A 22,262-nucleotide genomic window follows, 5' to 3' on the forward strand; every position below is an offset into this window, starting at 1 on the left:
CGTGAACCGCCCGGCGAGAATAAATCAGGCTAGGATGACGAGAACTGACCGGTCACGATTTGCCCGGTTGAAATTGCTGCGCAATTGGCACAGATTGGCAACCAAATAACTACAAACGATGACTTCGCCTGTTCCGACGCCGGTTCTGCCACCGGTCTGACAGACATACCCATAGAGCCTGTGGGAAATGGCGCAAGTTCAAGACCAAGGGGCCGCTGTTTGAAAAAGCGTCTGTTCATCACGGGTCTTACCGGATTCGTGGGACAACATATCCAGTCGCGTCTGGTATCAGCCGACTCGTCGTGGGAGCTGCTGCCTGCCGCTGCGCCCTATGACCTGACAAACCCGGACAGCCTGGGCGAACTGTGGCCGCAATTGCCGGACGCAGTGATTCATCTGGCCGGCCAGACGTTCGTTCCCGAAGCCTTTCGCGATCCCGCGCGCACCCTCGACATCAATCTGCTCGGCACCCTCAACCTGCTGCAGGCCCTCAAGGCCCGTGGCTTCAAGGGCACGTTCCTGTACGTCAGCTCCGGCGACGTCTACGGCCAGGTCGCCGAGGCCGTCCTGCCAATCACCGAACAACAACCGCCATGCCCGCGCAATCCTTATGCGGTGAGCAAACTGTCGGCAGAATTCCTCAGCCTGCAATGGGGCTTGAGCGAAGGCTGGCCGGTGCTGGTGGCGCGTCCGTTCAATCACATCGGCCCCGGACAGAAAGACAGCTTCGTCATCGCCAGTGCCGCACGGCAGATCATGCGCATCCGCCAGGGCCTGCAAGCGCCACAACTGGAGGTCGGCGACATCGATGTCACGCGGGACTTCCTCGATGTCGACGACGTCATTTCGGCGTACTTCGCGCTGCTGGAAAAAGGTACGCCGGGTCAGGTCTACAACGTCTGCTCCGGGCAGGAACAGAGTATTCGCAGCCTGATCGCGCAAATGGGCGACCTGGCTGAAATCGACATGCAACTGGTTCAGGATCCGGCGCGGCTGCGGCGCGCCGATCAGCGTCGCGTTTGCGGCAGCCACCAACGGCTGACCCGGACCACAGGATGGACGCCTGAAATCTCTATACAACAATCCCTGCGGGCGATCCTGTCCGACTGGGAGAAGCGAGTACGACAAGAATGACAAAAAGTGCATTGATCACAGGGATTACCGGCCAGGACGGCGCTTATCTGGCCAGACTGCTGCTGGACAAGGGCTACAAGGTTCATGGACTGGTGGCACGGCGCAGCAGCGACTCACGCTGGCGCCTGCGCGAGATGGGCGTCGAAGCCGATATCGTTTACCTCGACGGCGACATGGCCGATGCCTGCTCGGTACAGCGTGCCGTCATCCAGTCGGCCCCGGACGAGGTCTACAACCTCGCGGCGCAAAGTTTTGTCGCGGCGTCATGGAATCAACCGGTGACCACCGGCATCGTCGATGGCCTGGGCGTGACCCACCTGCTCGAAGCGATCCGCCAGTTCAGCCCGCACACGCGTTTCTATCAGGCGTCGACCAGCGAAATGTTCGGCCTGATCCAGGCCGAGCAGCAGGACGAGAACACCCCGTTCTACCCGCGCAGCCCTTACGGCGTGGCGAAACTGTACGGCCACTGGATCACCGTCAACTACCGCGAAAGTTTCAACCTGCACGCCAGCAGCGGCATCCTGTTCAACCATGAGTCCCCGCTGCGCGGCATCGAGTTCGTCACCCGCAAGGTCACCGACGCCGCCGCCCGCATCAAGCAGGGTAAACAGCAGGAACTGGCCCTGGGCAACATCGACGCCAAGCGTGACTGGGGTTTTGCCGGCGACTACGTCGAAGCCATGTGGCTGATGCTGCAACAGGACAAGCCCGATGATTTCGTGGTCGCCACCGGCGTCACCACCACCGTGCGCGAGATGTGCCGCATCGCGTTCGATCACGTCGGCCTGAACTACCGCGACTACGTGAAGATCGACCCGGCCTTCTTCCGCCCGGCGGAAGTCGAAGTGCTGCTCGGCAATCCGGCCAAGGCTCAGCGCGTGCTGGGCTGGAAGCCGAAAACCGACCTGGATACCTTGATCCGCATGATGATGGATGCGGACATGAAACGCGTTGCCAAGGAGTAGGCCATGCTGATCCCCGTGATTCTCTCCGGCGGTGCCGGGACCCGTTTGTGGCCGGTGTCGCGCGAAGGCCACCCCAAACCGTTCATGACCCTGCCCGACGGCCAGTCGCTGCTGGGCAAGACTTATCGGCGCGCGGCCGGGCTGCTGGACGGCTGGGGCGATATCGTCACGGTGACCAATCGCGAATACTACTTCCAGAGCAAGGATCACTATCAGGCCGCACGGGTGTCCCGCCATCGCGGGCACTTCCTGCTGGAGCCGAGCGGACGCAACACCGCCCCGGCCATCGCGGCGGCGGCCCTGGCGCTGCAAGCCCTGCACGGCGATGAAGCGATCATGGTGGTGATGCCCGCCGACCATTTGATCGTCAACGAAGACGCGCTCAAAAGCGCGGTCGAACACGCGGTGAATCTGGCGAAGGATGGTTACCTGGTGACCTTCGGCGTCGTGCCGAGCGCTCCGGAAACCGGCTTCGGCTACATCGAGACCGGCGCGCCGCTGGACGCCAGAGGCGCCGCGAAAGTGCAGCGCTTCGTGGAAAAACCCGACCTGCAAACCGCCACCCATTACCTGGAAAGCGGCAATTTCCTGTGGAACTCGGGCATGTTCTGTTTCTCCATCGCGACGCTGCTGGGCGAACTGCAGCTGCACGCCCCGGAGTTGCTGGAACAGACCCGCGCCTGCATGGCCGCCAGCGAACCGCTGGAAACCACTGGCTACCTGCAACAGGAACTCTCGCCGGCGCTGTTCGCCGAGATCACCGACATCTCCATCGACTACGCCCTGATGGAGCGCTCGGACAAAGTCGTCGTGGTGCCCGCCGGTTTCGACTGGAGTGACATCGGTTCATGGGGCGCAGTCGCGGCGCTGGTGCCGGCCGACGCCGACCATAACCGCGCCAGCGGTGAAGCGATCTTCATCGACAGCAAGAACAACTTCGTCCAGAGCGAAGGCCGGCTGGTGGCGGCGGTGGGTGTGGAAGACCTGATCGTGATCGACACCGCCGACGCCGTGCTCGTGGCCCACGCCGACCGCGCGCAGGACGTGCGGCGGGTGGCCAAGCAGCTCAAGGACAAATCCCACGAAGCCTATCGCCTGCATCGCACGGTCAGCCGTCCGTGGGGCACCTACACCGTGCTCGAGGAAGGCCCGCGCTTCAAGATCAAGCGCATCGTGGTCAAGCCCGGTGGCAAGCTGTCCCTGCAAATGCACCATCACCGCAACGAACACTGGGTGGTGGTCGAAGGCATGGCCAAAGTCACCAACAATGGCACCGGCACGACGCTGGTGGCGAAGAACGAATCGACGTTCATTGCCGCCGGGCACAAGCATCGCCTGGAAAACCCCGGCGTGATCGATCTGGTGATCATCGAAGTGCAAAGCGGCGAATACCTGGGAGAGGACGATATCGTTCGCTTAGAAGATCAATACGGCAGGACGGTTTGAATGCTGCTTTCCCTGTACCGCTCGCTGCGCAGCTACCGTGGCTTCATCCTCGGTAGCGTCAAGCGAGAGTTTCAAGCGCGGTATCGCAATTCGCTGTTCGGCGCGCTGTGGACGGTACTCAATCCGCTGTCGATGATCGTCGTGTACACGGTGATCTTTTCCCACATCATGCGTGCCCGTTTACCCGGAGTGGACGACGGCATGGCCTACAGCGTCTACCTGTGCGCGGGCCTGCTGACCTGGGGCCTGTTCTCGGAAATCACCCTGCGCAGCCAGAACATGTTTCTGGAAAACGCCAACCTGCTGAAGAAAATCAGCTTCCCGCGTATCTGCCTGCCGGTGATCGTGCTGCTCAATGCCGGGATCAACTTCGCGATCATCATCGGCCTGTTTCTCGGCTTTCTGCTGATTACCGGGCGCTGGCCGGGCATGGCGTTGCTGGCGATGCTGCCGCTGCTGGCGTTGCAGGTGCTGTTCTGTGCGGGACTGGGAATGATCCTCGGCGTGCTCAACGTGTTTTTCCGCGATGTCGGGCAGTTCTTCGCCATCTGCCTGCAATTCTGGTTCTGGCTGACGCCGATCGTTTACCCGTTGAGCATCCTGCCCGAGTGGGTGCAGCGCCTGCTGCAACTCAATCCGCTGACCAACCTGATCGGCAGCTACCAGAACCTGTTTCTCTACGGCCAGTGGCCGGTGTGGAATTCGCTGTTGCCGATCCTGGTGATCAGCGTGTTGTTCTGCGTGATCGGCCTGCGTGTGTTTCGGCGGCGGGTCGGCGAAATGGTGGATGAACTCTGATGGGCCATATACGTGTCACGGACCTGGGCAAGGCCTACAAGCAATACCCCACCCGCTGGAGCCGCCTGGCCGAATGGCTGATTCCGTTTTCACCGATGCGCCATCGCCAGCATTGGGTCTTGCAGGACGTGAACTTCGAAATCGCCCCGGGTGAAGCGGTGGGCATCGTCGGCGTCAACGGCGCCGGCAAGAGCACCCTGCTGAAAATGATCACCGGCACCACCCAGCCGACCTGCGGGCGGATTCAACTGGAAGGCCGGGTCGCCGCGTTGCTGGAACTGGGCATGGGCTTCCACCCGGATTTCACCGGTCGGCAGAACGCAGTGATGGCCGGGCAACTGCTGGGCATGCAGGTCGAAGAGATCGAAGCGCTGATGCCCGACATCGAACGTTTCGCGGAAATCGGCGAGGCCATCGATCATCCGGTGCGTACTTACTCCAGCGGCATGCAGATGCGCCTGGCGTTCAGCGTCGCCACCGCGCGCCGCCCGGACATCCTGATCGTCGATGAAGCCCTGTCGGTGGGCGACGCCTACTTTCAGCACAAGAGCTTCGATCGCATCCGCAGCTTCCGCAAGGCCGGCACCACCCTGCTGATCGTTTCCCACGATCGCTCGGCGATTCAGTCGATCTGCGATTCAGCGATCCTCCTCGAAGGCGGCCGCATGGCCATGCACGACAAGCCAGAAGCGGTCATGGATTACTACAACGCCCTGCTCGCCGAACGCGAAGGCCAGACCGTACGCCAGGAAACCCTCGCCGGCGGCCAGGTACAAACCGTGTCCGGCACCGGCGAGGCGGGCATTCTCAGCGTGCGCCTGCTGGATGAACGCGAGCGCTCCATCGAGGCGGCCGAAGTCGGTCAGCCGGTGGTGCTGGAAGTGCAGGTCGAAATCCGCCAGGACATCGAACGGCTGGTGCTCGGTTTCATGATCAAGGACCGCCTCGGCCAGGCCATGTACGGCATCAACACGCACCGGCAGAACCAGGCCCTGGAAGACCTCCATGCAGGCGAGCGCATCACTTACCGCTTCGCGTTCATCATGGGACTGGGCAAAGGCAATTACTCCGTGGCGCTGAGCCTGTCGCGGCTGGACTCGCACCTGGACCGCAACTTCGAATGGCGCGATTACGGGCTGGTGTTCCACATCATCAACAACCGCCAGGAAGATTTCGTCGGGTGCTCGTGGCTAGGGGCGAAAACGTCGATCACCCGTCACGCGGAAAACCTCGTGGAGCGCGCGCCATGACCCGCCTCCTGGTCGAATGCACCCACGTGTTCAAGCACCCGAAGGTCAACTCGGGGATCCAGCGCGTGGTGCGCAACGTCATCAACCAATTGCCGCCGAGCGCCGAAGGGGTCGAATGCCTGCCGGTGGTCCTGCTCAAGGGCACGCTGTACCGCGTGACGCGCCTGGCACCGCTGGATTCGCCGCTGTTCAACGCCGTCGTCACATTCGGCGAGCGCCTGGAACGCCTGGCCCATCGTTTCTGGCAAGGGTATCAGCGCCGCGACAGCCGCCTGAAAAGCAAAACCGCGCGACGTCTGTTGTACGTCGGCTATCGCCTGACGTCCTTCGGCGTATTCGGGGTCCCGCTGCGCCTGATCGAGCGGATCAACCGCCATCAACTGCCCAAGCGCTGCGCACCACTGCAACACCGGAGCGGCGATCAACTGGTACTGCTGGATTCGTCCTGGCACTCGGACTTTTTCGTGCAGGCCGAACGCCTCAAACGAGATGGCGTAGGCATCGTCGCAGTGATCTACGACCTGATTCCGCTGTCCCACCCGCAGTTTTACGACACACGGCTGGTGCAGGTTTTCAGCGAATGGTTCGACTGGCTGAGCCGCACCGCCGATGGTTTCATGGCGATTTCCGCCACGGTTCGCGATCAGTTGCGCGAAGAGTTGCAGCGACGAATCGGCCCGGCGCAGGCCGAGCAACGCTGGTTCGATTACTTCCACCTCGGCTCGGAGCTTGATCTGCACAACGCCGAGGCGACGGTCGAGCCAGCGCTTGAGCGCTTGTTTGCCACACCGGAACCGGTGTTCCTGATGGTCAGCACCATCGAGCCGCGCAAGAATCATGCGTACCTGCTGGACGCTTTTGAACGCGCCTGGGCCAACGGCTCCAGGGCACGACTGTGCATCGCCGGCCGCATCGGCTGGAAGTGCGACGCCCTGCTCGACCGCGTGCGCAACCATCCCGAACTGAACCGTCGCCTGTTCATGTTCAACGACCTCAGCGACACCAGCCTCGAACACGCCTACGCCCACGCCAGTGCGCTGGTGTTTCCGTCGTTCGTCGAAGGTTTCGGCCTGCCGCTGGTGGAAGCCATGCAGCGCGGCCTGCCGGCGATGGGCAGCGACATCGCCGTGTTCCGCGAGATCGGCGGCGAGTTCATGGCCTACTTCGATTTGCAGGACCCGCAAAGCCTCGCCGATCTGCTGCACGCCTTCGAACGCAGCGGCCAGTTCCCCGCCGTCCGCGATGTGGCCGACTGGCGCTGGATCGGCTGGCGCGAAGCCAGTGCGCAACTGGCCGAACGAACCGCGCGCAATGTGCTGGAGGCGCCGACGGCGCAAGCGAGGCCGCATGCGCATTGCCCTTAACGCACGGATCCTCCAGGCACCGCGCACCGGCATCGGCCAGTACGTCGCCGAACTGGTGACCGCCCTGCGCGCCGAAACCGACATAGACCTGGCGCTGTTCCACGGCTGGGGCTGGAGTTCGGCGTTGCCGGACGCCGCGATGCCTGGTTATTCGCGTCTGACCCCGCTGTTGCGGCAGATCCCCGGCGCCTATCAGGCCCGGCGCTGGCTGGAACAGAAACGCTTCGATCAGGGCCGCGCGCAACACATCGATCTGTATCACGAGCCGAGCCTGTGGCCGCTGGCCTTCGACGGCCCGACCGTGATCACCCTGCACGACCTGACGCACCTGCACTTCCCGCAGACCCAGCCAGCGGCGCGACTGCGGGAAATCGAGCGGCGACTGGCTGCCGGCGTACAGCAAGCGCGGCTGATTCTTACCGACTCGCAAGCCATCGCTGACGAGGCGCGGGATTATTTCGGACTGCCCGCCGAGCGTTTTGTGGTCGCGCCACTGGGCGTGGCCGAGCGCTTTCATCCACGGCCACCGGAAGCCATCGATGCGGTGCTCAAGGCTCACGCTGTGAGCTTTCGGGAATACTTTTTGTGTGTCGGCACCCTCGAACCGCGCAAGAACCTGAACCTCGCCCTGCGTGCTCACGCCTTGTTGCCGGACGCCTTGCGCCAGCGCTTCCCGCTGCTGATCGTCGGCATGGCGGGCTGGCAACGCGAGCAGTTCAATGATGAGTTGCGTCAGGCGCTGGCTTCCGGCCACGTCTGCCTGCTCGGCTACTTGCCCGATGAACAGGTGGCGCAACTGCTGGCCGGTGCCCGGGCGCTGATTTTTCCGTCGTTGTATGAAGGTTTCGGCCTGCCGGTCCTGGAAGCCATGGCCAGCGGCACGCCGGTGGCACTCACCCGTTCTTCGGCGATGCCGGAGGTGGCGGGCGTCGCCGGCAACTATATTGAAGCTGACGATGCAGACGGCTTGCGCACAGTGATGAGCCGGCTGATCGACGATCAAGCGCATTGGCAGGCATGCCGCGAAGCCGGATTGCAGCAGGCACGGCTTTTTTCCTGGAAGCGTTGCGCACGGGCCACGGCCCAGGCCTACCGCCAGGCCACGGGAGGTTGAATGCGAGTTCTACATTTCTTCAAGACGTACCTGCCTGACTCGGTCGGCGGCATCGAACAAGTGATCTTCCAGTTGTGCGAAAGCGGCGCCCGACACGGTATCGACGGCCAGGTGCTGACCCTCAGCGCCAATCCGGAACCGGCGGTGGTGCAACTCGGGCAGCACCAAGTGCATCGGGCCAAACTGGATATCCAGTTCGCCTCCACCGGTTTTTCCTGGAGCGTGTTCAAACAGTTTCGCGAAATGGCCGCCGAGGCCGATGTGGTCAACTACCACTTTCCTTGGCCGTTCATGGATCTGGTTCACTTCGCCAGCGCGACCGACAAACCCAGCGTGGTGACCTACCACTCGGACATCATTCGCCAGAAGCATTTGCTCAAACTCTATCGGCCGCTGATGAACCGCTTTCTTGCCAGCGCCGACCGGATCGTCGCGGCGTCCCCCAACTACCTGCACACCAGCGATGTGCTGCAGCAGTTCCAGGACAAGACCCGGGTCATCCCTTACGGTCTGAACAAGGCAGGTTATCCACAGCCCGATGCCGAGCGCATGAACCGCTGGCGCCAGCAGCTTGGGGATAAGTTCTTCCTGTTTGTCGGCGTGATGCGTTACTACAAGGGCCTGCACATCCTGCTCGAAGCGCTGAAGGATGTGGATTACCCGGTTGTGATCGTCGGCGCCGGCCCGCTGGAGCAGGAACTGCACGCCCAGGCCGCTGCGCTGGGCCTGCGCAATATCCACTTCCTCGGGCGCTTGGGCGACGAAGACAAAGTGGCGCTGCTGCAATTGAGCTACGCCATCGTGTTCCCCTCGCACCTGCGCTCCGAGGCGTTCGGCATCTCGCTGCTCGAAGGCGCGATGTACGGCAAACCGATGATCTCCAGCGAAATCGGCACCGGCACCAGCTACATCAATATCCACAATGAAACGGGGCTGGTGGTGCCGCCAAGTCATCCACAGGCGTTTCGCGAGGCGATGCGTACCTTGTGGGAAAACCCGACTCGGGCTGCGGAAATGGGCGTGAAGGCAGAGGCGCGCTATCGGCAGTTATTCACAGCCGATGAAATGGGCCGCAAGTGGACGGAGCTGTATCAGGATCTGCTGGAGGAGAAGGCGTTGTCCTACGCCTGAGCAAAAATTCAACACAAATCCTCAATGTGGGAGCAGGCCTGCCTGCTCCCACAAGGGTTACGCGTTTTAAAGATCCAGCACCAGCGGCTGCGCACTTTGGGCTGGCACCGCGCAACAAATCAGCACCTGGCCTTCTTCCGGCACCTCCGCGGGCGGCTGTGGATAATTCACCGCGCCGCTGACCAGCCGCGTCTTGCAGGTGCCGCACGACCCGCCACGACAGCTGAATTCCGGACGCAAGCCACGGCTTTCCGCCAACTCCAACAGACTGCCGCCCTCCGGCTGCCAGCGTGCCTCCTTGGCCGAACGCTCGAACACTACCGGCACCGAAGTCGTCGCCGCCGGTGGTTGTTCGATGACGATCGCATCCGCATCGGCCCGACGCTTGAGGGTCGAAGGACCGAAGGTTTCGGCGTGGATCTGCGCATCACGCACATCCAGTTCCCGCAGGCTGTCGTACAAACCCTGGGTAAAAGCGCCGGGGCCGCAGAGGACGAAATCGACCTGATCGTAATCCTCGACCGCCAGCAGATTTCTCAGCAACGCAGCGTCGATCCGCCCGTGCAGGTCGAAATCCTCGTGCTCCACCAGACCGCTCTCCGGCTGGCTGAGCAAGCGCAGAACCCGCACCGACTCCCCGGCGCCTTCCAGCAACTGGTCCAGCTCCCGGCGAAACGGTTGATCCGCCAGGCTACGTGAACTCTGGATCAACCACGTAGGACGAATCCCACGGGTGCGCAGACCCTGATACACCACCTCCCTGAGCATCGACAGCAACGGCGTGATGCCGACACCGGCGGCCAGCAACACCAATGGCCGGCGCTCCAGCGGTGCAACGGTGAAGTGACCTTTCGGTGCGCGTGCTTCCAGCACATCGCCGACGCGGATCTGCTCATGCAAGTGGCTCGACACCAGCCCCTCGCGCTTGACGCTGATTCGAAAGAAACCGTCCGACGGCGCACTCGACAGACTGTAAGTGCGGATATGCACCTCGCCATCGAGGGTGAACCGCAACGGCAGATGCTGCCCGGCGAGAAACACCGGCAGACCGGCGCCGTCATCCGGCTCCAGATAGATCGAGCGGATGTTGCGGCTTTCCATTTCGATCTTCGTCACCCGCAACGGCCGCCATTGATCGCCCAGCGCCTGGGCCTGCAACCGCGCCTCGGCCTGAGCCCAGGTGCCGGTCAACAGGCTGGTGGGCGACATGCCCTCGAAGCGCCAGCGCAGGGCCAGGGCTGCCGGACGCCGCACCAGATGCTCCACCTCGAAGGTCCACAAGCGTTCCGCGCCTTGAAAGGCTTCGATCTGCGGCCCGTCGAGAATGACCTCGGTACGGCCGCTGAGCTGTAACAGATCGCCTGTGGAAAAGTCGATGAACAACAGGCCGGCCCGAGGGTTGAGCAGGAAGTTGCCAAGGGTGTTGAAGTGCAGGTTGCCGGCAAAATCCGGGATGGTCAGACGATTGCCTTCGACCCGTACGAAACCGGGCTGGCCACCGCGATGGGAAACGTCCACCGCACGCTGCCCGTCGACATCGACATAACTGGCGACGAACAGGGTGTCGGCGGTTTCGATCAGCGCGACGGCGGCGGCATCGAGCCCATCGAGGTGCTCGGCGGGCCGGGTAGCAGGGTCCGTCAGCGGCACACGCTGGAACTGGCGCAGTTGAATGTACTGCGGGCAGTTGCCGAAGGATTGATCCACGGTGAGTTCGAAACCGGCCTCGCCCAGGCTGCCGATATGCCCGTTGAGGCGATTGCGGCGGCGGGTATGCAACTCGATGCCGAGCAGACCGATCGCCGCCCCGGCCTGCAATTGCGCCGGATCATCGGTGGCGGGCAGGCTGGTGAACTGCAAATGGGTCGGGTCCGGGGACTCGGCAAATCCGGGTTCACCTTCAAGCACGCTGGCCCAGGGTCGACCTTCGCCATCCACCGCGCCGTACAGCATGAACGGCAATTGCTGATAGAACTGGCGGTGCTGATCCGGCATCCAGCTGCGAATCACCTTACGCCCGAATGTTTCCATGCGTTCGGCAACACCTACATGCGCCTGCAACTGCTGCTCGCCGGCGTGCCAGGGTGAATGTTCCATCACGACATCTCCCCGCGCCACGGGCGCAGTGTGGATGGCCCGCAGAAACCGGGCCGGGAACCTCAGGCGGTCTTCTGCAAACCGACAACCGTGCGCGGCATGCCGACAAAGCCAGGCAAGGCCTCGACGCGGGCCAGCCAGGCGCGCACGTTGGCGTAGTCATCCAGCGACACGTTGCCTTCCGGCGCATGGGCGATGTAGCTGTAGCCCGAGATATCGGCGATGGTCGGCTCATCTCCGGCCAGGTACGGGGTCTTGCCCAGTTCCAGATCCATCACCTTGAGCAGGTTGTGGGCGCGGGTGATCAATTCATCAGCGTTCAGTTGCGCGCCAAACACGGTAATAAGACGTGCGGCTGCCGGACCAAAGGCAATCGGCCCTGCCGCAATCGACAACCAGCGCTGCACTCGCGCGGCACCGACCGGATCGCTCGGTAGCCAACGGCCGTTGCCGTACTTTTGCGCGAGATAAACGAGGATCGCGTTGGAGTCGGCCAACACCACGCCGCCGTCATCGATCACCGGCACCTGGCCGAAGCTGTTGATGGCCAGGAATGCCGGCTGCTTGTGCTCCCCCTTCGCCAGATCGACGAAGATGGTTTCGGTCGGCAATTGCAGCAGGGACAGCATCAGTTCTACCCGATGGGCATGGCCGGAACGCGGGAAGTTGTAGAACTTGATCGGTTGCATGGTCGACTCCGCTGGATGAGGGCGCCGTACTGGAGGGATGGCGCCGGTGGAGGCCATCTTCCACCCATCATCAAAACAAAAGAATCACCAGAAAACGCAATCGATTATTTCACCTGACGAAATAACGCCGCGTCTTTCAGCGCCGGATGCTCTCGCAAGGCCTTTACCGCATAGTCGACAAAACTGCGCACCCGTGCCGGGGCTTTGCGCCCACCCTGATACACCACATGGATCGGCAAGGGCGGCAACTCGTATTCGGCGAGGACGATTTCCAGCGCCCCGCAAGCCACCTTGCTGGCGACCTGATAGGACAACACCCGCGTCAGCCCGAGGCCAAGACAGGCTGCGGAAATCGCGGCCTGATTGGCCGTCACCACCAAACGCGGTTCCGGTCGCACGCTCAACGGCTCCCCCGCTTCAAGGAACGGCCAGTTGCGTACCTGACCAATGGACGAAGTCGCCACCACCGGTGCCCCCGCCAGATCCTGCGGATGAGTGGGCCGACCATGAGCAGCAAAGAACCCGGGCGATCCACACACCACCCGCCGCACCTCGCCAACCCGGATCGCGTGCTGATTGCTGTCCGGCAACTCACCGATGCGCACCGCCACATCGACGCCCTCCTCGACCATGCTGACGACACGATCCAGCAACAAGGCGTTGATCGACACTTCCGGATACTCGGCCAGATACCCCGCCATCACCGGCGTGACGAACAACTCGCCGAACAACACCGGCGCCGTCACCGTCAATTGCCCACGAGGCTGGGCGTGACTGCCGGCAGCAGAATCCTCCGCTTCCTGCACCTCGGCGAGAATCCTCCGACAATCCTCAAGGTATCGCAGCCCGGCCTCGCTCAAATGCACGCTGCGGGTGGTGCGAATCAACAACTGCGTGCCAATCCGCAACTCCAGCCCCGCCACCGCCCGGGTGACACTGGCCGCCGACAAACCCAACCGCCGCGCCGCCGCCGAGAAGCCCTGCTCCTGGGCGACGGCGGCGAAGATTTGCATTTCCTGGAAGCGATCCATGAAGGTCCTCGGGTCAAATACAAAAATCGCAGCCGGAGCTGCGATTTTTGGTTTTGTCAGTTGTGGATAACTTATTCCACCGTCACCGACTTCGCCAGATTACGCGGCTGATCCACGTCAGTGCCCTTGAGCACGGCGACGTAGTACGACAGCAGTTGCAGCGGGATGGTGTAGAGGATCGGCGACAGGATGTCGTGGATGTGCGGCATCTGCACCACGTGGGTGCCTTCGCCATTGGTCATGCCGGCTTTTTCGTCGGCGAACACGATCAATTCGCCGCCACGGGCGCGGACTTCCTGCAGGTTGGACTTGAGCTTCTCCAGCAGTTCGTTGTTCGGCGCCACGGTGACCACCGGCATGTCGTTATCCACAAGCGCCAGCGGCCCGTGTTTCAGTTCGCCGGCCGGGTAGGCTTCGGCGTGGATGTAGGAGATCTCCTTGAGCTTCAAGGCCCCTTCCATCGCCACCGGGAATTGCGCGCCACGTCCGAGGAACAAGGTGTGGTTCTTTTCGGCGAACAGCTCGGCGATTTTTTCCACGGTGCTGTCCATCGCCAAGGCTTCGCCCAGACGGGTCGGCAGACGGCGCAGCTCTTCCACCAGGGTGGCTTCGACGCCTTCACTCAGCGTGCCGCGCACCTGGCCCAGCGACAAGGTCAGCAGCAACAGACCGACCAGTTGCGTGGTGAACGCCTTGGTCGAAGCGACGCCGATTTCACGGCCCGCCTGGGTCAACAGGGTCAGGTCGGATTCGCGCACCAGCGAGCTGATGCCGACGTTGCAGATCGCCAGGCTGCCGAGGAAACCCAGTTCCTTGGCGTTGCGCAGCGCGGCCAGGGTGTCGGCGGTTTCGCCGGACTGGGAAATGCTGACGAACAGGGTGTCCGGCTGCACCACGACCTTTCGGTAGCGGAACTCACTGGCGACTTCGACCTGGCACGGGATGCCGGCCAGTTCTTCGAGCCAGTAACGGGCGACCATGCCGGCGTGATAACTGGTGCCGCAAGCGACGATCTGCACGTTGCGCACCTTGGCGAACAGCTCGGCCGCCTGTGGGCCGAACGCTTGCACCAGCACTTGATTCTGGCTCAGGCGACCTTCCAGGGTGCGCTGCACCACGGTTGGCTGCTCGTGGATTTCCTTGAGCATGTAGTGACGGAATTCGCCCTTGTCGGCGGCTTCGGCACCATCGCTGTACTGCACGATCTGGCGCTCGACCGCCTGGCCGTTCACATCCCAGATCTGCACGTTGTCACGGCGGATTTCAGCGATATCGCCTTCTTCCAGGTACATGAAACGGTCGGTCACCTGGCGCAGGGCCAACTGGTCGGAAGCAAGGAAGTTTTCGCCCAGACCCAGGCCGATGACCAGCGGGCTGCCGCTGCGCGCGGCGACCAGACGATCCGGCTGCTGCGCGTTGATGACGGCCAGACCATAAGCACCGTGCAACTCCTTGACGGTGGCCTTGAGAGCGACGGTCAGGTCAGGCTGATCCTTGAGCTTTTCAGTCAGCAGGTGGGCGATGACTTCAGTGTCGGTGTCGGAAGCGAACACGTAGCCCTTGGCCTTGAGTTGTTGGCGCAGGACTTCATGGTTCTCAATGATGCCGTTGTGGACCACAGCGATATCACCGGAGAAATGTGGGTGCGCATTACGCTCGTTCGGCGCGCCGTGAGTCGCCCAACGGGTGTGGGCGATGCCGAGACGGCCAACCAGCGGCTGTGCAGCCAGTGCCGCTTCCAGCTCGCTGACCTTACCCACGCGCCGCGTGCGCTCCAGGGTTTTGTCATTGGTGTACACCGCGACACCGGCACTGTCGTAGCCCCGGTATTCAAGGCGCTTGAGGCCTTCGACCAGGATGGCGGTGATATTACGTTCAGCAACTGCGCCGACAATTCCACACATGCTTATTTCTCCTGACTGACAGCCGCGCAAATCACGGTGATACCGCGGGCCTGAATCTGATCCCGTGCCTCATGAGGCAGGCGATCATCGGTAATGAGGGTATGGACGCTGCTCCATGGCAGCTCCAGGTTTGGAATCTTGCGGCCGATCTTGTCGGCCTCGACCATCACGATTACTTCCCGCGCGACTTCGGCCATCACCCGGCTCAGGCCGAGCAACTCGTTGAACGTGGTGGTTCCGCGTACCAGATCGATGCCATCGGCACCGATAAACAACTGATCGAAGTCGTAAGAGCGTAGTACCTGCTCGGCCACCTGGCCCTGGAAGGACTCCGAATGCGGGTCCCAGGTGCCGCCGGTCATCAACAGCACCGGCTCGTGTTCGAGTTCGCTCAAGGCGTTGGCGACATGCAGGGAGTTGGTCATCACCACCAGGCCCGGCTGCTGGCCAAGTTCGGGAATCATCGCGGCGGTGGTGCTGCCGCTGTCGATGATGATGCGCGCGTGTTCGCGGATGCGATTCACGGCGGCACGGGCAATCGCCTGCTTGTATTTGGAAACGCTCTGGCTGGTTTCCGCCACCAGCTCCTGAGGCATGGTGATCGCCCCGCCGTAGCGACGCAGCAACAAGCCATGGCTTTCCAGCGCGGCCAGATCCTTGCGAATCGTAACTTCCGAGGTTTCGAAACGCTTGGCGAGTTCGTCGACACTGACTTCGCCCTGCTCGTTGAGCAAGGCGAGGATGTTGTGACGGCGCTGAGGAGTATTGCGTTTCGACATGACTGATTAAGTTTCGATTCGAAAGATAACGGAAGCAATCAAAACCTATCAGCTGCCAATCGTCAAGTCGGCGCCCATAAAAAAGATCGCAGCCTGAAACAATGCCTACCGGGAAAGAGGTAGGTATTGCCGCAGTGCTGCGATCTCTCTGATCTTGAAGCGCTGTGGATAACTCAGTTCTTCTTGATCTTCTCCGGGCGTTTCCAGCCTTCGATGTTCCGCTGCCGCGCCCGACCGACCGCCAGTTGTGAGCTATCCACATTCTGGGTGATGGTCGAACCGGCGGCGGTGGTCGCACCCGAAGAGATATCCACAGGCGCCACCAGCGAATTGTTGGAGCCGATGAACACATCCTCGCCCAACACGGTTTTCCACTTGTTGGCGCCATCGTAGTTGCAGGTGATGGTGCCGGCACCAATGTTGGTGCGCGCGCCGATTTCGGCGTCACCCAGATAGGTCAAGTGTCCGGCCTTGGCGCCCTCGCCCATGTGGGCGTTTTTCAGTTCGACGAAGTTACCCACATGGGCGCGAGCCTCCAGCACCGTGCCCGGACGCAGGCGGGCAAACGGACCGGCGTCGCTGTGCTCGCCCAGCACCGCGCCTTCGATGTGGCTGTTGGCCTTGACCACCACGCCTTTGCGTAGCGTGCTGTCCTTGATCACGCAGTTCGGACCGATCTCCACGTCGTCCTCGATGACCACCTTGCCTTCGAGGATGACATTGATGTCGATCAGCACATCGCGACCGACGGTCACGTCGCCACGTACATCGAAACGCGCCGGATCGCGCAGGGTGACGCCTTGGGCCATCAAGCGCCGACCGGCACGCAATTGATAATGACGCTCCAGTTCGGACAGTTGCTTGCGGTCGTTGGCGCCCTGCACTTCCATGGGATCGTGGGGCTGTTCGGTGGCCACCACCAAGCCATCGCTGACCGCCATTTCGATCACGTCGGTCAGGTAGTACTCGCCCTGGGCGTTGTTGTTCGACAGGCGGCTCATCCAGTCAGCCAGGCGCTTGGCCGGGACCGCGAGAATGCCGGTGTTGCCTTCGGTGATCGCGCGTTGCGCTTCGCTGGCGTCCTTGTGTTCGACGATAGCGGCGACCTTGCCCGCCGCGTCGCGAACGATGCGGCCATAGCCGGTCGGGTCATCCAGCTCGACGGTCAGCAGGCCGATCTGCTCGGGGCCGACATGCGCGAGCAAACGTTGCAGGGTTTCGACTTCGATCAGCGGCACGTCGCCGTAAAGGATCAGCACGGTATCGGCGCTGATGAAGGGCACGGCCTGCGCCGTGGCGTGGCCGGTGCCCAGTTGCTTGTCCTGCAGGACGAAATTCAGATCGTCAGCCGCCAGACGCTCGCGCACCACATCGGCGCCATGGCCGATCACCACATGAATGCGTTGTGGATCAAGTTGCCGGGCACTGTGGATAACATGACCAAGCATGGAGTTGCCAGCGATCGGGTGCAGGACCTTCGGCAGTGCCGAACGCATGCGGGTGCCTTGACCGGCCGCGAGGATAACGATTTCGAGAGACATGACTGGCTACCAATCCTGGGTGGTCAGCAACTGCGACCGGGGGTTTGAAAATCGGAAAAGAAAAAAGGGTAGCCGAGGCTACCCTTTTTTATCAATCACACAACAAGTGGCTGACGGATCAACCGCCAAACTTCTTGCGGATCTGCTGGACGGTGCGCAGCTGGGCTGCGGCCTCGGCCAGACGTGCGGATGCAGCTCCGTAATCGAAATCTGCACCTTTGTCATGCAGCGCTCGCTCGGCAGCCTTGACGGCTTCCTGAGCAGAGGCTTCATCCAGGTCGGCAGCACGTTGCACGGTGTCGGCGAGAACCTTGACCATGTTCGGCTGAACCTCGAGGAAACCACCAGAGATGTAGAACACCTCGGCTTCGCCACCTTGCTTGATCAGGCGGATCGGACCCGGCTTGAGATTGGTGATCAGCGGCGCGTGACCCAGAGCGATACCAAGATCACCCAGTGCACCGTGCGCAATCACCATCTCGACCAGGCCGGAAAAGATTTCCCCTTCCGCGCTGACGATGTCGCAATGGACTGTCATAGCCATCTGATTGCCTCAACCTAAATTAGCGCCCGTTTCCGGGCGCCTGGATTACAGTTTCTTGGCTTTCTCGATCGCTTCTTCGATGCCGCCAACCATGTAGAACGCTTGTTCTGGCAGGTGGTCGTAGTCACCGTTGAGGATGCCTTTGAAGCCAGCAATGGTGTCTTTCAGGGAAACGTATTTACCCGAAGCACCGGTGAAGACTTCAGCCACGAAGAACGGCTGCGACAAGAAGCGCTGGATCTTACGAGCACGGTTTACCAACTGCTTGTCGGCTTCCGACAGCTCGTCCATACCCAGGATCGCGATGATGTCCTTCAGCTCTTTGTAACGCTGCAGCACGTACTGAACACCGCGAGCGGTTTCGTAGTGGTCGTTGCCGATCACGTTCGGGTCCAGCTGACGCGAAGTCGAGTCCAGTGGGTCTACCGCCGGGTAGATACCCAGGGAAGCGATGTCACGGGACAGAACGACGGTGGCGTCCAGGTGAGCAAACGTGGTCGCTGGCGACGGGTCAGTCAAGTCGTCCGCTGGTACGTATACGGCCTGGATCGAAGTAATCGAACCTTGCTTGGTCGAAGTGATGCGCTCTTGCAGCACGCCCATCTCTTCAGCCAGGGTCGGCTGATAACCTACTGCCGAAGGCATACGGCCCAGCAGTGCGGATACTTCGGTACCGGCCAGGGTGTAACGATAGATGTTGTCGACGAACAGCAGAACGTCGTTACCTTCGTCACGGAACTTCTCGGCCATGGTCAGGCCGGTCAGGGCTACGCGCAGACGGTTTCCCGGCGGCTCGTTCATCTGACCGTAAACCAGTGCCACTTTGTCCAGAACGTTGGAGTCCTTCATCTCGTGGTAGAAGTCGTTACCCTCACGAGTACGCTCACCCACACCGGCGAACACGGAATAACCGCTGTGCTCGATGGCGATGTTACGGATCAGTTCCATCATGTTTACGGTTTTGCCTACACCGGCACCACCGAACAGACCAACCTTACCACCCTTGGCGAACGGGCAAACCAGGTCGATAACCTTGATGCCGGTTTCCAGCAGGTCGTTGCCGCCTGCCTGCTCTGCGAACGACGGCGCAGCGCGGTGGATACCCCAACGCTCTTCGGTGTCGATCGGGCCAGCTTCGTCGATCGGGTTGCCCAGTACGTCCATGATCCGGCCCAGGGTCGCTTTACCGACCGGTACGGAGATGGCTGCGCCAGTGTTGTTGACGTCCAGACCGCGCTTCAGACCCTCGGTGGAGCCCATCGCAATGGTACGAACCACGCCGTCGCCCAGCTGCTGCTGAACTTCCAGAGTGGTTTCGGCGCCTTGAACCTTCAAGGCGTCGTAGATGCTCGGTACGCTGTCGCGTGGGAATTCCACGTCGATAACGGCGCCGATGATTTGAACGATACGTCCGCTACTCATAGCTGGATCCTCTGAATATTTGAACCGTTAAACCGCGGCAGCGCCGCCGACGATTTCCGAGATCTCTTGGGTGATCGCAGCCTGACGCGCCTTGTTGTAGACCAGCTGCAATTCGCTGATCAAATCACCGGCGTTGTCGGTAGCGTTCTTCATCGCGATCATCCGCGCAGCTTGTTCAGCCGCGTTGTTCTCGACCACCGCCTGGTACACCTGCGACTCCACGTAGCGGACCATCAAGCCGTCAAGCAGCTCTTTGGCGTCCGGTTCGTACAGATAATCCCAGTGGTGCTTGAGTTCCTGATCCGGGGTTGCCACCAGTGGAATCAACTGCTCCACGGTTGGCGTTTGCGTCATGGTGTTGATGAACTTGTTGGACACCACGGACAGGCGATCGATACGGCCGTCCAGATAAGCATCCAGCATCACCTTGACGCTGCCGATCAGGTCATTGATCGACGGCTCTTCACCCAGGTGGCTGATAGCTGCAACGACGTTACCGCCGAAGTTGCGGAAGAAAGCCGCACCCTTGCTACCAACGACACACAGGTCGATCTCGACGCCGTTTTCGCGGTTTACCGCCATGTCCTTGACCAGAGCCTTGAACAGGTTGGTGTTCAAGCCACCACACAGACCACGGTCACTGCTCACCACGACATAACCAGCGCGTTTTACTTCACGCTCGATCATGAACGGGTGGCGATATTCCGGGTTGGCGTTGGCCAGATGACCAATAACCTGGCGGATGCGCTCCGCATAAGGACGGCTAGCAGCCATGCGCATTTGTGCCTTGCGCATTTTGCTGACCGCCACTTTTTCCATGGCGCTGGTAATTTTTTGCGTGCTTTTGATGCTCGCAATCTTACTGCGAATCTCTTTTGCGCCTGCCATGTAACACCTATCAGGTTAGCAAGCGGGAGCCTTGCGGCCCCCGCTGCGGCTTACCAGGTTTGGGTGGCCTTGAACTTCTCGATACCGGCTTTGAGGCCAGCGTCGATTTCGTCATTGAAATCACCCTTCACGTTGATCTTCGCCATCAAATCGGCGTGATCGCGGTTGAAGTAAGCAATCAGCGCTTGCTCGAAGCTGCCGACTTTGGCGTTTTCAACGTCAGTCAGGAACCCACGCTCAGCGGCATACAGCGACAGCGACATGTCGGCGATCGACATTGGCGCGTATTGCTTCTGCTTCATCAGCTCGGTAACGCGCTGACCATGCTCAAGTTGCTTGCGGGTCGCTTCGTCCAGGTCAGAAGCGAACTGGGCGAATGCCGCCAGTTCACGGTACTGAGCCAGAGCGGTACGGATACCACCGGACAGCTTCTTGATGATCTTGGTCTGAGCGGCACCACCCACACGGGATACCGAAACACCGGCGTTCACTGCAGGGCGGATGCCCGAGTTGAACATGGCCGATTCCAGGAAGATCTGACCGTCGGTGATGGAAATCACGTTGGTCGGAACGAACGCGGAAACGTCGCCAGCCTGGGTTTCGATGATCGGCAGTGCGGTCAGGGAACCGGTTTTGCCGGTCACTGCGCCGTTGGTGAACTTCTCTACGTACTCTTCCGAAACGCGGGATGCGCGCTCCAGCAGACGGGAGTGGAGATAGAACACGTCGCCTGGGTAAGCTTCACGGCCTGGTGGACGGCGCAGCAGCAGGGAAATCTGGCGGTAAGCCACTGCTTGCTTGGACAGATCGTCATAAACGATCAGCGCGTCTTCACCGCGGTCGCGGAAGTATTCGCCCATGGTGCAACCGGAGTACGGTGCCAGGTATTGCAGCGCAGGAGATTCCGAAGCGCTGGCAGCCACGATGATCGTGTTGGCCAGGGCGCCGTTTTCTTCCAGCTTGCGAACCACGTTGGCGATGGTCGATTGTTTCTGACCGATTGCAACGTAGACGCAGAAAATGCCGCTGTCTTTCTGGTTGATGATCGCGTCGATCGCCAGAGCGGTTTTACCGATCTGACGGTCACCGATGATCAGCTCACGCTGGCCACGGCCGACAGGGATCATGGCATCGACAGCCTTGTAGCCAGTCTGTACAGGCTGGTCTACCGACTTACGCCAGATCACGCCTGGAGCAACTTTCTCGACCGCGTCGGTCTCGGTGTTGTTCAGCGGACCTTTGCCGTCAACTGGGTTACCCAGTGCGTCGACTACGCGACCCAGCAGTTCCTTACCAACCGGAACCTGCAGGATGCGGCCAGTGCACTTGGCGCTCATGCCTTCAGCCAGACTGGTGTATGCGCCCAGTACAACGGCACCTACGGAGTCTTGCTCCAGGTTGAGGGCCATACCGTAGACGCCGCCCGGAAACTCGATCATCTCGCCGTACATGACGTCGGCCAGACCGTGAATCCGCACGATACCGTCAGATACGCTGACGACAGTGCCTTCGTTACGGGCTTGGGAGGTCACATCGAGCTTGTCGATGCGGCCCTTGATAATTTCACTTATTTCGGAAGGATTGAGTTGCTGCATTGCTCTGCTGCCCCTTCAAACTCAAGATTTCAATGCTTCGGCAAGTTTCGCGATTTTGCCGCGAATCGAGCCATCGATAACCAGGTCGCCGGCGCGGATGACAACACCACCAATAAGGGATGCATCTTCCTCGACTTGCAGGCGCACTTCCCGGTTGAGTCGTGCACTGAGAACCTTGGCGAGTTTGTCTTGCTGTTCTTGGTTCAATGCGAAAGCACTGGTTACTTCCACGTCTACCGACTTCTCTTGCTCGGCCTTGTACAGGTCGAAAAGAGCGGCGATCTCCGGCAGAAGCGGGAGACGGTCGTTTTCGGCAACGACGTGAATGAAATTCTGTGCCTTGGCATCGAACTTGTCGCCGCACACGTCAATGAACGTGGCGGCCTTTTCTGCGCTCGTCAGTCGCGGGGCCTTGAGCACGCGCTGCATGGTGTCGTCTTGCGACACCGCTGCTGCCAGGCCGAGCATGGCTGACCAATTGGCCAGTTGCTGGTGGGCCTGAGCGTGCTCGAAGGCCGCCTTAGCGTAAGGTCGGGCCAACGTGGTCAGTTCTGCCATGATCGCCCT

Annotated in this window: 19 protein-coding genes; 8 read left to right on the forward strand and 11 right to left on the reverse strand. The window is 61.2% G+C overall.

What is annotated here, in order from left to right; all coding sequences use genetic code 11:
• The first annotated feature begins 219 nt into the window (after window positions 1-219).
• From N8H74_RS02895 to N8H74_RS02930, 8 genes are read left to right on the forward strand one after another with little or no spacing between them, the layout of a single operon-like run.
• Complete coding sequence (locus N8H74_RS02895; protein WP_262146125.1) at window positions 220-1,134, forward strand: GDP-mannose 4,6-dehydratase; 915 nt, start codon at window positions 220-222, stop codon at window positions 1,132-1,134.
• Window positions 1,131-2,102, forward strand: coding sequence for a GDP-mannose 4,6-dehydratase (gmd, locus tag N8H74_RS02900; protein WP_217829099.1), 972 nt, complete (start codon window positions 1,131-1,133; stop codon window positions 2,100-2,102). Before N8H74_RS02895 ends, gmd begins: the two co-directional genes overlap by 4 nt.
• Before the next feature lie 3 nt (window positions 2,103-2,105).
• The gene (locus tag N8H74_RS02905) at window positions 2,106-3,548 is read left to right on the forward strand and encodes a mannose-1-phosphate guanylyltransferase/mannose-6-phosphate isomerase (protein WP_262146126.1); all 1,443 of its coding nucleotides are present in this window, start codon (window positions 2,106-2,108) and stop codon (window positions 3,546-3,548) included.
• Window positions 3,549-4,346: an ABC transporter permease gene (locus N8H74_RS02910; RefSeq protein WP_262146127.1), complete on the forward strand. Its 798-nt coding sequence runs from the start codon at window positions 3,549-3,551 to the stop codon at window positions 4,344-4,346.
• A complete protein-coding gene (locus tag N8H74_RS02915; protein WP_262146128.1) occupies window positions 4,346-5,596 on the forward strand; it encodes an ABC transporter ATP-binding protein in 1,251 nt (416 codons plus the stop codon). Before N8H74_RS02910 ends, N8H74_RS02915 begins: the two co-directional genes overlap by 1 nt.
• Complete coding sequence (locus tag N8H74_RS02920) at window positions 5,593-6,960, forward strand: glycosyltransferase family 1 protein (RefSeq protein ID WP_262146129.1); 1,368 nt, start codon at window positions 5,593-5,595, stop codon at window positions 6,958-6,960. The genes N8H74_RS02915 and N8H74_RS02920 overlap by 4 nt, the downstream gene beginning before the upstream one ends.
• Entirely contained in the window at window positions 6,944-8,074 is a 1,131-nt protein-coding gene (locus N8H74_RS02925) for a glycosyltransferase family 1 protein (RefSeq protein WP_262146130.1), read from the forward strand. Before N8H74_RS02920 ends, N8H74_RS02925 begins: the two co-directional genes overlap by 17 nt.
• Window positions 8,075-9,205 (forward strand): glycosyltransferase family 4 protein, encoded by a 1,131-nt coding sequence (locus tag N8H74_RS02930; protein WP_262146131.1) that lies wholly within the window; start codon window positions 8,075-8,077, stop codon window positions 9,203-9,205.
• 66 nt (window positions 9,206-9,271) lie between these two features.
• On the opposite strand, the gene N8H74_RS02935 is transcribed toward N8H74_RS02930, so the two are convergent.
• From N8H74_RS02935 to N8H74_RS02985, 11 genes are all read right to left on the reverse strand, one after another.
• Window positions 9,272-11,302, reverse strand: a complete 2,031-nt coding sequence (locus N8H74_RS02935) for a pyridoxamine 5'-phosphate oxidase family protein (protein WP_262146132.1) — start codon at window positions 11,300-11,302, stop codon at window positions 9,272-9,274.
• 62 nt (window positions 11,303-11,364) lie between these two features.
• Entirely contained in the window at window positions 11,365-11,991 is a 627-nt protein-coding gene (locus N8H74_RS02940; protein WP_262146133.1) for a glutathione S-transferase, read from the reverse strand.
• 104 nt (window positions 11,992-12,095) lie between these two features.
• Complete coding sequence (locus tag N8H74_RS02945; protein ID WP_262146134.1) at window positions 12,096-13,022, reverse strand: LysR family transcriptional regulator; 927 nt, start codon at window positions 13,020-13,022, stop codon at window positions 12,096-12,098.
• A gap of 71 nt (window positions 13,023-13,093) precedes the next feature.
• Window positions 13,094-14,926, reverse strand: a complete 1,833-nt coding sequence (glmS, locus tag N8H74_RS02950; RefSeq protein ID WP_262146135.1) for a glutamine--fructose-6-phosphate transaminase (isomerizing) — start codon at window positions 14,924-14,926, stop codon at window positions 13,094-13,096.
• Window positions 14,927-14,928: 2 nt separating this feature from the next.
• Window positions 14,929-15,705, reverse strand: coding sequence for a DeoR family transcriptional regulator (locus tag N8H74_RS02955; RefSeq protein WP_217829084.1), 777 nt, complete (start codon window positions 15,703-15,705; stop codon window positions 14,929-14,931).
• A gap of 173 nt (window positions 15,706-15,878) precedes the next feature.
• Complete coding sequence (gene glmU / locus N8H74_RS02960) at window positions 15,879-17,246, reverse strand: bifunctional UDP-N-acetylglucosamine diphosphorylase/glucosamine-1-phosphate N-acetyltransferase GlmU (protein WP_262146137.1); 1,368 nt, start codon at window positions 17,244-17,246, stop codon at window positions 15,879-15,881.
• A 118-nt stretch (window positions 17,247-17,364) separates the two neighbouring features.
• Window positions 17,365-17,790: a F0F1 ATP synthase subunit epsilon gene (locus N8H74_RS02965; RefSeq protein ID WP_217829081.1), complete on the reverse strand. Its 426-nt coding sequence runs from the start codon at window positions 17,788-17,790 to the stop codon at window positions 17,365-17,367.
• 45 nt (window positions 17,791-17,835) lie between these two features.
• Window positions 17,836-19,212 (reverse strand): F0F1 ATP synthase subunit beta, encoded by a 1,377-nt coding sequence (gene atpD, locus N8H74_RS02970; protein ID WP_217829080.1) that lies wholly within the window; start codon window positions 19,210-19,212, stop codon window positions 17,836-17,838.
• Window positions 19,213-19,239: 27 nt separating this feature from the next.
• Window positions 19,240-20,100, reverse strand: coding sequence for a F0F1 ATP synthase subunit gamma (gene atpG / locus N8H74_RS02975; protein ID WP_217829079.1), 861 nt, complete (start codon window positions 20,098-20,100; stop codon window positions 19,240-19,242).
• A 50-nt stretch (window positions 20,101-20,150) separates the two neighbouring features.
• Window positions 20,151-21,695, reverse strand: a complete 1,545-nt coding sequence (gene atpA, locus N8H74_RS02980) for a F0F1 ATP synthase subunit alpha (protein ID WP_217829078.1) — start codon at window positions 21,693-21,695, stop codon at window positions 20,151-20,153.
• Between the two features lie 21 nt (window positions 21,696-21,716).
• The gene (locus tag N8H74_RS02985) at window positions 21,717-22,253 is read right to left on the reverse strand and encodes a F0F1 ATP synthase subunit delta (RefSeq protein WP_217829076.1); all 537 of its coding nucleotides are present in this window, start codon (window positions 22,251-22,253) and stop codon (window positions 21,717-21,719) included.
• Window positions 22,254-22,262: the final 9 nt, after the last annotated feature.

The sequence above is a fragment of the Pseudomonas sp. B2M1-30 genome (assembly GCF_025447575.1).
GTDB classification, from domain to species: Bacteria; Pseudomonadota; Gammaproteobacteria; order Pseudomonadales; family Pseudomonadaceae; genus Aquipseudomonas; species Aquipseudomonas botevensis.